Below are 12941 nucleotides of genomic sequence, written 5' to 3' on the forward strand. Positions count from 1 at the left end.
TAACTCATAACTCCTCACTTCTTACTTCTATAGCCCTATGAATGCACTGCCAGTCCCCTGAAACATTAACCAAGAAAGAAAGAAGTTGCTAACAAATATAATCAGCAAGGCAGTCACAACAGCTGTTGTAGTTGACTGTCCTACACCTTTGGCACCTCCGGTTGTCGTCAACCCCCAACTGCAACCAATTACAGCGATTAAAATGCCAAAACAACAGGCTTTAATCATGGCGCTAAAAATATCCCAGAGACCAAGAAAGTTACGGGCTGAGTCTAAAAATACCGTATCAGACAGGTTGTAGATACTGGTCGCAATGATGAATCCTCCGAACATCCCTGTCACTAAAGACAGAAGGGTTAAAATTGGTAGCATGAAACAGCAAGCAAGAACGCGGGGGATAACCAAGTAATCAATTGGATCTGTTCTCAACATCAACATGGCATCGATTTGCTCTGAGACTCGCATGGTACCGATTTCTGCTGCAAAAGCAGAACCGACTCGTCCGGCCAAAATCACTGCTGTTAACACAGGAGTGAGTTCTCGTGTCAACGCTACAGAAAGGACTCCGCCGATAATGTTTCCGGCACCAAAGTTAATGAATTCTCGCGCCACTTGAATGGTAAACACTGCGCCAACGAAAATAGCCGTCAATAAAGCAATAAATAAGGAATCTGGCCCAACTGCTGCCATTTGTTCTAAGGTGTTGCGCCGATGGATTTTGCCTCTTAATAGGTGAACTAGTACTTGCCCACCCAGAAAAATCGCCGCCAGCAGCCGCTGACTCCATTCCCCTAAACTGGATTTGGATGTAGTCTGGTTCAATGTTCTGTAGCTAACTCGGTAACTGCCTTAAGAATAGCGGAAGTCATGGGAATGGGGAATGGGCATTGGGCATTGGGCATTGGGTATTAAGAGTGTTGAGTTAGGAGTTAAGAGTTAAGAGTTAGGAGTTTTGTTTACCCTCTTGTCCCCCTATCTCCCTCATGTCCCGGTTGGTGAGCGCAGTCGAACCACATCTCCCCCTACTCTCCCTGCTCTCCCAAGAAGGCTGAATATTAACTTAGATTAAACATGTTCTCAGAAAATGAAGCTGTTCTTAAACGTGCTGCAAAGCAATACATAAGTATTACCCTTCGCTATAACCTTCATTGTACAAGGCTTTTGTAGATTGAAGTCGCTTTTTTTATCCACAGCATGGGCTGTAACTGCTAGCCATTTATTTTAATGAAAACTTAAGATTTTTGACAGATTGGCTGCTTTGGAGCGATCGCCCGTATTGTAGAAAATGACAAACCACTATCTTGCTTTTGTCATCTCTACTCACGGAGTTTGTCTTAAATGACTATTTTTACTAACTTTCTCCGCTCCCTACTACTCACAATCATTTTTAGTTTTGTGCTTCCCATATTTTTCGTTGGCGGCGGATTCCTCGTTCTATCCCTCATTGGTCACTTCCCCTGCTTACAAGACTTCACTGAGGCGATCGCAACTGAGATTATCCATTTTCTCGCTACCTTCGGCAGTGGAACTCCCCTACGCGGATTATTTGTAATTAGCTTAACCTGTAGTTTCGTTGGCGCACTGTTTGATATGTTTGTCTATTATCGGTATCAAATTTTACGGATAGATTCTTAAGTAGTGAAATCGCTTCATCAGGAGATTATTGGGCTGTAGAAGACAGGAAAAAGTAATATTTCTCAGAGCGAAAGTACTACTAGTCTATAACCTAAATAGAGATTAGTGTTACTGAATCAATTTTTATTAATTAAATTGAGTGTCGAAGTAATTGATTAAATATTTATATATTCATTAGTTATTAGTGATTAATTACTGACAACTAGTAAGCGTGCGCGATCGCGAGTAAAAACAGTCCTCAACCATTCAAAAAGCCGGAATAACAAGGCATTGAGAAGTTTTAATTTTGCAAAATAGCTAAAATAGCCTTTCTAAATCATCAGGTTAACGCTAAACTAGAGTTTGGCATTTTGTGCTAGCTGTAATCTTTAAGGATTTGATTAGCATTAATTGAGAATATCAAATAAAACTCACTGAAAAATATAAAAATTTCCTTAAAATATTGATGAGCACAATGGCAGCTCATGTTTCTTAACAGAGAAAAGCAGGTCGTTTGACCTTGGGGATCTTATATTGAATTTATTACGAGGTATGTTGACAGCTCATGGTTTGGCCGTTTAAGCCCAAGTTTAGAAAACAAATTGCGCGGATTGAAATTACTGGTGCGATCGCCAGTGCTACTCGCAAACGCGTCCTAGAAGCCCTGAAAACTGTAGAAGAAAAAAAGTTTCCGGCATTATTGCTACGTATCGATAGCCCTGGCGGCACAGTCGGAGATTCTCAAGAAATCTACAGTGCCCTCAAGCGTTTACGCGAGAAAATCAAAATCGTCGCTAGCTTTGGCAATATTTCGGCTTCTGGAGGAGTATACATCGGCATGGGAGCCGAACACATCGTTGCCAACCCAGGTACAATTACGGGTAGCATTGGTGTGATTCTGCGTGGGAATAACTTGGAACGCTTGCTAGAAAAAATTGGTGTTTCCTTCCAAGTAATTAAATCTGGCCCTTACAAAGACATTTTGGCTTTCGATCGGCAATTGACCGAACCAGAAGAAAGCATCCTGCAAGAGTTGATTGACACAAGTTATCAGCAGTTTGTCCAAACGGTAGCTGATGGCCGTTCTTTAACGGTGGAAGCTGTAAAAAGTTTCGCTGATGGTCGGATTTTTACTGGACAGCAAGCCCTAGCTTTGGGTGTTGTAGACCGCTTGGGCACAGAAGAAGATGCCCGTCGTTGGACAGCAGAACTGGTTGGTCTCGATCCAGAAAAAACTCTCTGCTATACCCTAGAAGAACGGAAACCCTTATTGAGTCGCTTTATACCAGGAAGTCGTCAGTTTTCATCAGGAATTGGGGCTGGTATTGATTGGCTCGAATTTGAAATGTCTACTAGTGGTTTACCTCTGTGGTTATATCGACCCTAAATATTTGTTTGTCATTAGTCATTAGTCCTTTGTCTTTTGTCTTTTGCTCACAGTCAAATGACCAATGACCAATGACCAATGACCAATGACCAATGACCAATGACCAATGACTAATTAAGGAGGATTTTGGCGTGGACTGGCAAATGCGGGCTATTCGCGGAGCAACAACCGCTTCAGAAAATACTGTTGAGACAATCCGAGAAGTGGTTACAGAACTACTAGATGAACTGGAAAACCGGAATCAATTCCAGCCAACAGACATTATTAGTGTGACTTTTTCAGTGACACGCGATTTGGATGCGGTTTTTCCAGCTGCGATCGCAAGAGCGCGTCCTGGTTGGGATAATGTGGCTATGTTGGATGTGCAGCAAATGCACGTCGAAGGCAGCTTGCAGCGCTGTATCCGCTTCTTAATTCACGCTTATCTGCCAACCTCCGCCTCAATTCATCATATTTATTTACGTAACGCCGCTAGCTTGCGTCCCGACTGGAGTTTGCCTCAGATACAAGCATCACAGCAAGTAGTTAAGTCAAAAGTGTAACAGGACTTAATATTTTTCAGATGAAATCCAGTTTTCTAATTGTAAATTAGAAATGCGGCTGTAGTGACGAGTATTGTTTGTTACTAAGGTGTAATTTTCTGCAATTGCAACACTAGCAATTAGTAAATCAAATTCAGTAATAGTTTGTCCTATTCTACGAAGTACTGTTTTTAATTCACCACACTTTCTCAGAGCAGGATCGGTTAAAGGTACAACGGGTAAGTTTTGAATAGAATAAATTCTTCTGCACGAGTTCAATTTTCCACTACTGGTTGAGAATTATAAGCACCAAAATATAACTCAGCAACCGTGATGCTGCAAATATAAATTTGCTCCTCATTTAGGATTGCTATAGTTTACAATAAGTTTTGTTACATTTTTCCATCCGGAAATAAAAATTATACAGCAGGTTGGTTTTTAAGCGAAATTAAAAATGCAGTACGGGAGCATCAGATATAAAAAGCTTCTGCCTCACTTCGACTACGCTCAGTGACCACCTGCCTCAAAACCCGTAACTTTGTACTTAATGCAAATAAAAACTGCTATATGTATATACGCAGTTGGTATGATAATTTATGACTAAATATAGCTCCTTTGGTAGTTTCATTACTTAAGTAAGAAAGCGTAAACATTACTCGTGTAAGATCAATAAGCTGATAATCTCAGCGATTGTATCAAGTAAAAATATAGTTCTATTGGATATGCGATCGCATATCTTTTTAAAATAATGCCAAACTCCAGCTTGAAAGATGACTCATTATGGTTCAAAAATGCAATTATCTACGAACTAGGTGTTCGCACATTTGCTGACAGTAATGGTGATGGTATTGGTGATTTTCCAGGGCTGACAGAAAAACTAGACTATTTACAAGATTTAGGTATTACTGCCATTTGGTTGTTACCTTTTTTTCCTTCACCACTCAGAGATGATGGTTACGATATTGCCGATTATACTAGTGTAAATCCTATCTATGGCACGCTAGAAGACTTTAAAGCGTTTTTGAGCGCTGCTCATCAGCGCGGTATTCGGGTAATTATTGAGTTAATTATTAACCATACCTCTGACCAACATCCTTGGTTTCAAAGAGCGCGCCGCGCCCCGAAAGGAAGTCCGGAGCGAGATTTTTATGTTTGGAGTGATACTCCTGAAAAATACCAAGAAGCGCGAATTATCTTTCAAGATTTTGAGACATCTAACTGGGCTTGGGATTCAGTTGCCAAAGCTTATTGCTGGCATCGTTTCTATTCCCATCAGCCGGATTTGAATTATGACAATCCCTTGGTGCGCGAGGCAGTATTTGATGTTCTAGATTTTTGGTTGGAGATGGGTGTAGATGGACTACGCATGGATGCTGTGCCTTATCTCTACGAACGGCAAGGAACGAACTGCGAAAACTTACCCGAAACCCATGCGTTTTTGAAAGAGTTGCGATCGCACATCGACGCGAAATTTCCTAACCGGATGTTACTAGCTGAGGCGAACCAATGGCCTGAAGATGCAGCCGAGTATTACGGTGCAGGGGATGAGTGTCACATGAACTTTCATTTTCCCCTAATGCCGCGTTTGTTTATGGCAGTGCGGATGGAAGATAATTTCCCGATTGTAGATATTCTTCAGCAAACTCCATCGATTCCTGATAACTGTCAGTGGGCATTGTTCCTCCGCAACCATGACGAACTGACTCTAGAAATGGTGACAGATGAAGACCGCGATTTTATGTATGGGGCCTACGCACAAGACCCGATGATGCGGGTAAACTTAGGCATCCGTCGCCGATTAGCGCCGCTTTTGGGTAACGATCGCCGCCAAATTGAGCTACTCAATAGTTTACTATTATCTTTGCCAGGAACCCCCGTACTTTACTACGGTGATGAAATTGGTATGGGAGATAACGTTTATTTAGGCGATCGCAATGGTGTTCGCACACCTATGCAGTGGAGTTCTGACCGCAATGCTGGTTTTAGTCGCGCCAACCCGCAACGCTTGTATCTACCCGTCATCGTTGACTCAGAATATCACTACGAAGCACTCAACGTCGAGGCACAACGGACTAATAGCAATTCTCTTTGGTATTGGATGAAACGTTTACTCGCTACTCGCAAACGGTTTGCAGCATTGGGTGAAGGGCGTTTTGAATTGCTACAGTCTAATAATCGCAAAGTTTTTGCCTTCAGCCGGATTACCTCTGAAGAAAATGTTTTGGTAGTAGCAAATTTATCTCGTTACGTGCAAACGGTGACGTTAGATTTATCAACTTTCAATGGGTTACTACCAGTAGAAATTTTTGGTTCCACTGAGTTTCCACCGATTACAGAATCGCCCTATTTCCTCAGCTTAAGTCCTTACGGATTTTACTGGTTCACCTTACAACGTAAACTTAGCTCAAATCAAGAGCCTAAACCCCAAGCAGATTTAGTAACTCTGCTGGTAAATGGTTCGTGGCAGAATGTGATTCAACAACGAGAGTCAAAAAGCGTTCTAGAATCAACACTGCGGGATTATCTCTATACCTGTAGCTGGTTTGGCGGCAAAACTCAGACTGTACAATCAGTACAAATCATTGAAGCGATTTCTTTACCTTATAACCAGCAGATAGCTCAAATTGTTTGGTTGCAGGTAGATTATAGCCAGGGAAACCACGAAACTTATCTGTTATTTCTCGCCTATGCAGAAGGCGATCTTGCAACACATCTTTTAGCAGAAATGCCGCAAGCTATAATTGCACGGCTTGAGGTGCAAGGCAAAATAGACACTCCTCCACCCAATACTCAAGAAGTTGGGATTTTATTTGATGCTTTAGCAGACAAAAACTTTCTTACCTCACTGCTAGATGATGCGATCGCTAATCATCACTCTTATAAAGGGACAACCGGAGAATTATTTGGCACTACTACTGATTCATTCTCCGAATTGCGCCGACAGTTAACCAATCATGAGCCGACTGTTCTGAATAAAGAAGAACAAACCAATACTTATATAATTTATGGCGATCGCTTGTTGTTGAAACTCTTCCGCAAAGTCGAAGAGGGTTTGCACCCAGATTTAGAAATCCGGCGTTTCCTATACCAGAAAAAACACTTGCAAAACTCAGTTTTTCTAGCTGGTGCTTTAGAGTACCGCCGGGGAAATAAAACAGCCAGTAAAACTGCCCAAGCCACGACTATAGGCATATTACAAGAGTTTATTTCAGATATCCGCAGTGGTTGGGATTACACCCTTGATAGTTTGCAAAAGTACTTTGATTTTGTTACCACAGAACACGCCACTATTACCGAAGTGCCTCTGCCATCAGGTTCTTTGTTGGATTTACAGAGAATTGAGATTCCAGAATTGGCAATTGCAACTATCACTTCTTACTTGCAAAGTGTTGAGCTATTGGGTAAATCCACAGCTGAATTCCATATAGCGTTGGCTGCAAATATAGATAGCTCAGACTTTGCTCCAGAATCTTTTTCATCACTTTATCAACGTTCAATATATCAAAATGCACGTAACTTAACTGGACAAGTATTTAGGTTGTTAAAAGAACGAGTAAAATCCTTGCCAACCGATACTCAACCATTAGCATTAGAAGTTCTGAATAGCCAAGAGAAAATCTTAGAACGCTTTCAGTTAGTTGTCGGGCAAAAAATTACTGCATTGCGTACTCGTCATCATGGAAACTACCATTTATCGCAAGTATTTTACACAGGAAAAGAGTTTATTATTCCTGATTTTGAAGGCAAAGCAGATCGTAGTTTTAGCGAACGACGCATCAAGCGATCGCCTTTACAAGATGTAGCAGGAATGTTGCTCTCTTTCAACTATGCAGTTAATCAAGCTCTGAGCTATCAAAAAGAATCTGGAATGATCCGGGCTGAAAATTTACCCCTTATAGAACAATGGGGACAGTTTTGGTATATCTGGGTTAGTACTAGCTTTCTCAATTCTTATTTAGAAACTGCCAATCAAGAATCTTTCCTGCCAAAGACAACAGAAGAACTAGATGTGCTGCTTTTTGCCTATCTTCTAGAGCAAGCGATTGATGCACTAGGCGAGGAACTAAATAATCGCTCCGATCGGGTAGAAATTCCACTGCAATTTATTCTGCGATTACTCAGTGAAACTGCTTAAAGAAATCGGAAGTCGGAAGTCGGAAGTCGGAAGTACAGTTTTGTAATGGGGATTTAAACCCCATCACAAAACTTGCGGATGAGAGGAAGCCAGGGACTTAAACCCGTAGAATGTTGTTAAACAGTTTTTCCTCCTTTGCAGGTTTTAAAGCATAGTACGGAAATATTAACTGTAGGTTGGGTTGAACTTTAGTGAAACCCAACAGAGGCGGGAATGTTGGGTTTCGTTCCTCAACCCAACCTACAACTACTACAACTACAATTTCATCCCATTGGGAGAAAAGAAATTGTGCGATCGCGGCTGATAAATTTATAATTACTTCAAAATAGGAGATTTTCAAAAGGATAACTTTGCTTCCAGCGATAGGTATTAAAGTCACGCCGATCTACTGAAAAAATGCGTCCATGCCCTAAATGTTCTGCTAAAATTACCAGGGAAGCATCAGCTAAATCCATTGGAAGATCAGCATATTTTTTCATTAATTCAATAATTCGAGCACTATGGTGAAGTTCTAAATTAAAAATCTTAAATAATTCTTCTTGTAGACTATTTATAAATATAATTTCAGCGTCAATTCCCTTGCGAGTTAGCAAAAGATAACAGGTTTATGTGACAACACACCATGTTGTAATTAAAGGTTCATTATATTGTTTTAAGGCTTGTTTTGCTCTTTCGTGGTAGGTGTCTTTTTTATCAATAAGAGCTAACCAAAATCCTGTATCAACGACGATCGTATTTATTATCTAATGTAATAGATAAAACTTCTTTATAGGTTGTTGATAAATTTTCGTCAACAGAACAACAACCAATTAATCCAATTTCATCAAACTTTTCATAGAGACTTTTTTCCTGACTATGATTTTCTGATTCTGATTGAGGATAACGCTTTTTGAGTAACTGAATAAAATCAAGTAGTAAGATTTGAGCTTCTTCTGGTAAAGTATCAATATCTCTATATATTTCTTCAAATTTTATAAGCATAATTAACTTCTAAGATTGAGGAAAGTTTTCAGTATGACCTTATTATAGACTGCTTTTCAAGCGATCGCGTCTGATAATCTAATTTAGAATGGCATACAGCCAAATAATATTTTAAATTTTAAAATATATTACTTGATACCAGAGGCTAGAGAAAATCAGTATTAAGAAAATTATTATACACAAGGTAAGAATATTAGCTCGTCATGAGGCAATGTGTATTACTAAATATAAAGATAGCTTTATCTTGTTATTTAGTTTTAGCTAAAAAAATAAAAAATACTTCCTACAGCAGCGCCTACTATACCACCAATTGCAGCACCGATTGGCCCACCAACTACTGCTCCAGCACTTGCACCCGCAGCTGCTAAAGCTGGAATAACCTCTATAAGTTTTTTCTTAATTAATTCTTTTTGTATGCCATTAAATATAAAATCATTAGCATTAAATTCATTATTCTTATCTTCTTTGTCTTCATTTGTAAATTTGGATTGATTATAAAAAGTCCAGTTGGGATCTGTATTAGTTTTATTAGATTGTGTTTTATTTATTCTAGGAGCGGTTGCCATCAAAAAAGGTATAGCACCTCTTTCAGACATTGTTATAAATACTTGCGTATACAATTCTTCTAACCATCTTTTGCCATCTGGTGTTGTTTGGCTTTTATTATCTACAGCAACTGAGGGGATTTTATTTGCAATTTCATTACCTGTATGTTTTGCAATTTCATCTCTAATACGCTTAGTTCTTTCCCGTAATTCATCTAAATAGTCGTCAGCTTTATTAGCACGTGTAAAAATAATTACAGAATGTTCCCAAACTTTTGGTGTAAATGCTTCTGAAATAATTTGTATACCTTTTTTTTCATCTTCACCAACTCTTGCGTCATCAAGACGAGTTACAAACCAAAGTAAATCTATTTGCTTGACTTGATTTTGAATTAATTCTATATACTTTTGGTTATTTCCTTTTTCTGGGATATCATCACACAATCCAGGTGTATCAATTATTGAACATTTAACACCATTTATTTCATGCTCGTATTCCTGAACTTCCATTGTTGTAGCATCATATTTGCCTACAGGAGCAATTTCCTGATTCAGTAATGAATTAACAGTACTAGATTTACCAACACCTGTTTTGCCTAGTAAAACAAATACGAATTTTTTGTCTTGAGATAGCTGTAATTTATCAATTAATAAACTTAACAATTCTCCAAAAGAAGAAGATATAGATTCTTTGCTTGCTGCCAAATTTTTTGTAATTTCATCCACAAGCTTTTTAGCTGTTTCATTAAGCATATAATTTATTGTTAATTAATTTTTATATATACTAATAAATTAAAATGATAAAAATAACCGTAGATATACGTCTTAAAATGCTAATCTATGGCATCTATCTGCGTGTATTTTGGGTTAAAGTTCAGACTTTTCTACTTACAAAATCCAGCTTAATGAGCTAACTCGATCGCACTTTTCCTCAAGTCTCCACATTCCCCACGTTTCCAGATAAAAATATCACCCTTCGTCCTAGCTACAAAAATCAAGTTTTGCGACTTATAAACTAAGTTTCTGACTCGTAAACTAGCTTTTGCGACTCCAAAACTAGCTTTTGTGACTTCAAAACTAGCTTTTGTGACTTCAAAACTAGCTTTTGCGACATCAAAACTAGCTTTTGCGACATCAAAACTAGCTTTTGCGACATCAAAACCAGCTTTTGCGACATCAAAACCAGCTTTTGTGACATCAAAACCAGCTTTTGTGACTCCAAAACCAGCTTTTGCGACATCAAAATTAGCTTTTGTCAAAGAATTTCAGCAAATCTACTCCCATTTTTCCTGCTTGCTAAGTTCTCTTCAATAAAAAAACGCAAATATACGCATTCCGACGCAATTTCAGCGTTTATATACGTATAAATGCGATAAAAGTAGAAGCAATTCCAGCTTTATTTAATGGGCGTTGCTGAATCTAGGGATGAAACGCAAAGGAAAATTCAATAAAATTATCCTGCATTTATGCAACATCATTTAATGCACTAAAGCGATCGCACGTTTTGTTAACGCTTCAGCAGTTAATCCATTAAAGGCCATCAACTCGCCAGCACTGGCTGTAGTTTCGCCACGTTTCCATGCAAAGGTGTCGCGCTTCGCTGTACTCCGTAACAGGATCGGTTCTAGCATCGCCGCAGCACCACCAGTCACCGCAATTAACCCATCGCCATCAAATAATTCGGCAAATTTCGCATCATCTAAGAAACCGCCTTCGGGTTCAGAACAGGTATCCCACGCGGTATCATCGCTACGATACAATTGCCGAGGATTGATGACAGAAACTATCTTCGCACCAATACCTTCAGTTTCTAAGAAAGCAGCAGCTTCAAATACTGGCATTAATGTCATATCGCCAATTACAGCAAATACAACTTGTTTATCGCCAGCAATTTCATGTAATAACACTGCACCATCGCGCAACCCTTGACGAGTTTGTTCTAAAGTTGTCCGAATTGGTAACGGCGATTTACTTGCAGTAATTACAATACCCTTATTCTTAGTTTTCAATGCCCACTCATAACAGACTTGAATACTGTTAGCATCAGGGGGAAATAATGGAAAAACATTTCCATTTCGCATCAGCGAAGCAAAGTAAGCCTCAATTTCTGGACGTTGGTGAGTCCAACCGTTGCGCCCTTGCTCTAATGCGCCTGCTGTGAATAAAGTAATAGTCGAGGGTGTGGGACGGCGTAATTCTGCCATTGCTTGAGTTACAGTTTGCCAAATTGGTAATCCGTTGATGGCAAAAGATTCGTAAGAACACCACAAAGTTCTCGCACCCATTAACGCTAAACCCGCAGCTAAACCGGCACAAGCATCTTCACTCAATGGTTCATAAACTTGCCCATTTGGTGCTTGATTATATAACTCGTCGGTTGTAGGATGGATAATCTTTAATGCTTGGTTGATGTTAGCAATTCCAGACGCTTCATTCCCATCAGCGTTGGTGACGAGAAAATCCCGATCTTTATTTCCCACTATTCCTACCAATCGTCCCATTGCAGTTGTGGAAACTTTTGGTTCGCCTCCAACTGCATATTCTTCTAAAGATAATTCGCCTAATTCTGGCAATGGAAATTCAAATTCTGTCACTACAGTTTTTGCTGCTGGTCCACCACCGGCGCGTTCGGCATTTGTTCTGACTAATTGCCAAGCTTCTGCTGACAAAGCACGGGTTTGCAATGCATTAACAATATGCGGCGCATCCAGCGTATCTTTAGGATAGAGGTTGTGAGATTTCGCACCCCGCGCATGAACTCCTGCACCTTTGAGTTGTTTAATAATAAAAACGGTAAGTTTGCCGCCCAGTGCAGAACGCGCTGCTTTATCTACACCAGAAAGTACTGCTTGAGTAAATTCTAGGCGTTTCTCAAAGGAAAAGGCAGTACTATCAACGTAATCCCCTGGTTGATCTCGATCGTCAAAATCTTTGGCATCAACTAATATGACTTCATCAAAACCGTTACCTTGCCAATATGCTTGCATCTCTGGGTTGGTTTTCAGGGAAACCATGCTGTGATGTTCTTGGCTGTAACCGTTCCACACCAGTATCGGTAAAAAATTGGTGACAGTAGGATAAGCTGTATGAAAATGCGCGATCGCACTTACAATATAAGGCTCACCCAATCCCCCATCCCCAACTGTAAAAGGGAACAACTTATCTTTGTGCAGGAGTGCAGCCGCCATTGCAAAGTGTTGCCCTTGTCCTAATGGCCCCGCAGGTGCGAGAATACCGGGAATGTAACCGGAAAGGTGTCCTAAAAGTCCGTGCTTTTCTCGAAAGCGATCGCGCAATTGTTCGACTGTAAAAATTCCCATGTCCTCTAGCGAACGATCCAAGAACATGGCACTATAAAATCCGGGGGCGTGGTGTCCGACTTCGGTAATAATATTCTTGTATCCCAGCATGACAAGAGATGCGTAAGCTTCTGCTTGGCTGGCGAATCCGCCGGGATGCCCAGAAGCCTTACTACCGGTAACTTGTAAAGTTAGGTAGCGCAGGGCATCGGCAGCTAGTAAAGTTTGATATACGGCTGCTTTATCTGTAGTCGATGCGATCGCGATTTTGCCCGACTCAATAGCAGGAGTTGCACCATAAGTTTCAAAATCTGGTAAGGCTTCACCAAAATATTGAATCCCTTCCGAAAAATTGGGAAGCGCTGAAGATGCCTTTGCGGAGATTGCAGTCATGCTGAGTACCTTTTGACGATGAAGTGAAACTGTAGATGCTTGTTGAATTTAACCAAAATTTTACAT

At 40.1% G+C, this 12941-nt stretch carries 12 protein-coding genes; 4 read left to right on the plus strand and 8 right to left on the minus strand.

The genetic code is table 11. From position 1 onward, the window contains the following. Window positions 1-27: 27 nt before the first annotated feature. Window positions 28-822: an MlaE family lipid ABC transporter permease subunit gene (locus tag ACR5KR_RS07900; RefSeq protein ID WP_335007964.1), complete on the minus strand. Its 795-nt coding sequence runs from the start codon at window positions 820-822 to the stop codon at window positions 28-30. A gap of 516 nt (window positions 823-1338) precedes the next feature. Here ACR5KR_RS07900 and ACR5KR_RS07905 point away from each other — a divergent pair. The 3 genes from ACR5KR_RS07905 to aroH all read left to right on the plus strand — a co-directional run bounded on the left by ACR5KR_RS07905 (window position 1339) and on the right by aroH (window position 3543). Further along, on the plus strand, window positions 1339-1635 hold the full coding sequence (locus ACR5KR_RS07905) for a hypothetical protein (RefSeq protein WP_322694030.1): 297 nt from the start codon (window positions 1339-1341) through the stop codon (window positions 1633-1635). 544 nt (window positions 1636-2179) lie between these two features. Then, window positions 2180-3001 carry a signal peptide peptidase SppA gene (sppA, locus tag ACR5KR_RS07910; RefSeq protein WP_322694031.1) on the plus strand — a complete coding sequence of 274 codons (822 nt, stop codon included), beginning with the start codon at window positions 2180-2182 and terminating at the stop codon, window positions 2999-3001. A gap of 131 nt (window positions 3002-3132) precedes the next feature. Continuing rightward, window positions 3133-3543, plus strand: a complete 411-nt coding sequence (gene aroH / locus ACR5KR_RS07915; RefSeq protein ID WP_445627033.1) for a chorismate mutase — start codon at window positions 3133-3135, stop codon at window positions 3541-3543. A 6-nt stretch (window positions 3544-3549) separates the two neighbouring features. On the opposite strand, the gene ACR5KR_RS07920 is transcribed toward aroH, so the two are convergent. After that, the gene (locus ACR5KR_RS07920) at window positions 3550-3801 is read right to left on the minus strand and encodes a PIN domain-containing protein (RefSeq protein WP_445627032.1); all 252 of its coding nucleotides are present in this window, start codon (window positions 3799-3801) and stop codon (window positions 3550-3552) included. Between the two features lie 469 nt (window positions 3802-4270). Here ACR5KR_RS07920 and treS point away from each other — a divergent pair, with 469 nt between their 5' ends. After that, window positions 4271-7657 (plus strand): maltose alpha-D-glucosyltransferase, encoded by a 3387-nt coding sequence (gene treS / locus ACR5KR_RS07925; protein WP_448266086.1) that lies wholly within the window; start codon window positions 4271-4273, stop codon window positions 7655-7657. Window positions 7658-7754: 97 nt separating this feature from the next. Here treS and ACR5KR_RS07930 read toward each other — a convergent pair whose 3' ends face one another. The 6 genes from ACR5KR_RS07930 to ACR5KR_RS07955 all read right to left on the minus strand — a co-directional run bounded on the left by ACR5KR_RS07930 (window position 7755) and on the right by ACR5KR_RS07955 (window position 12875). Next, window positions 7755-7997, minus strand: a complete 243-nt coding sequence (locus ACR5KR_RS07930; RefSeq protein WP_448266087.1) for a hypothetical protein — start codon at window positions 7995-7997, stop codon at window positions 7755-7757. Beyond that, window positions 7978-8250, minus strand: coding sequence for a type II toxin-antitoxin system VapC family toxin (locus ACR5KR_RS07935; RefSeq protein WP_448266088.1), 273 nt, complete (start codon window positions 8248-8250; stop codon window positions 7978-7980). The genes ACR5KR_RS07930 and ACR5KR_RS07935 overlap by 20 nt, the downstream gene beginning before the upstream one ends. Before the next feature lie 127 nt (window positions 8251-8377). Further along, window positions 8378-8638, minus strand: coding sequence for a DUF2281 domain-containing protein (locus ACR5KR_RS07940; protein WP_448266089.1), 261 nt, complete (start codon window positions 8636-8638; stop codon window positions 8378-8380). A 257-nt stretch (window positions 8639-8895) separates the two neighbouring features. Continuing rightward, window positions 8896-9936 (minus strand): GTPase, encoded by a 1041-nt coding sequence (locus ACR5KR_RS07945; RefSeq protein WP_335222813.1) that lies wholly within the window; start codon window positions 9934-9936, stop codon window positions 8896-8898. Window positions 9937-10085: 149 nt separating this feature from the next. Continuing rightward, on the minus strand, window positions 10086-10442 hold the full coding sequence (locus tag ACR5KR_RS07950; protein ID WP_448266090.1) for a hypothetical protein: 357 nt from the start codon (window positions 10440-10442) through the stop codon (window positions 10086-10088). A 219-nt stretch (window positions 10443-10661) separates the two neighbouring features. Next, entirely contained in the window at window positions 10662-12875 is a 2214-nt protein-coding gene (locus ACR5KR_RS07955; protein ID WP_448266091.1) for a phosphoketolase family protein, read from the minus strand. Window positions 12876-12941 lie beyond the last annotated feature (66 nt).

Source organism: Nostoc sp. DSM 114159 (assembly GCF_053470285.1).

Bases quoted from the DNA above. Each gene is read 5' to 3' on its own strand.
- ACR5KR_RS07945 (WP_335222813.1), bottom strand. From the start codon at position 9,936: ATGCTTAATGAAACAGCTAAAAAGCTTGTGGATGAAATTACAAAAAAT.
- ACR5KR_RS07905 (WP_322694030.1), top strand. From the start codon at position 1,339: ATGACTATTTTTACTAACTTTCTCCGCTCCCTACTACTCACAATCATT.
- treS (WP_448266086.1), top strand. From the start codon at position 4,271: ATGCCAAACTCCAGCTTGAAAGATGACTCATTATGGTTCAAAAATGCA.
- ACR5KR_RS07940 (WP_448266089.1), bottom strand. From the start codon at position 8,638: ATGCTTATAAAATTTGAAGAAATATATAGAGATATTGATACTTTACCA.
- ACR5KR_RS07955 (WP_448266091.1), bottom strand. From the start codon at position 12,875: ATGACTGCAATCTCCGCAAAGGCATCTTCAGCGCTTCCCAATTTTTCG.
- sppA (WP_322694031.1), top strand. From the start codon at position 2,180: ATGGTTTGGCCGTTTAAGCCCAAGTTTAGAAAACAAATTGCGCGGATT.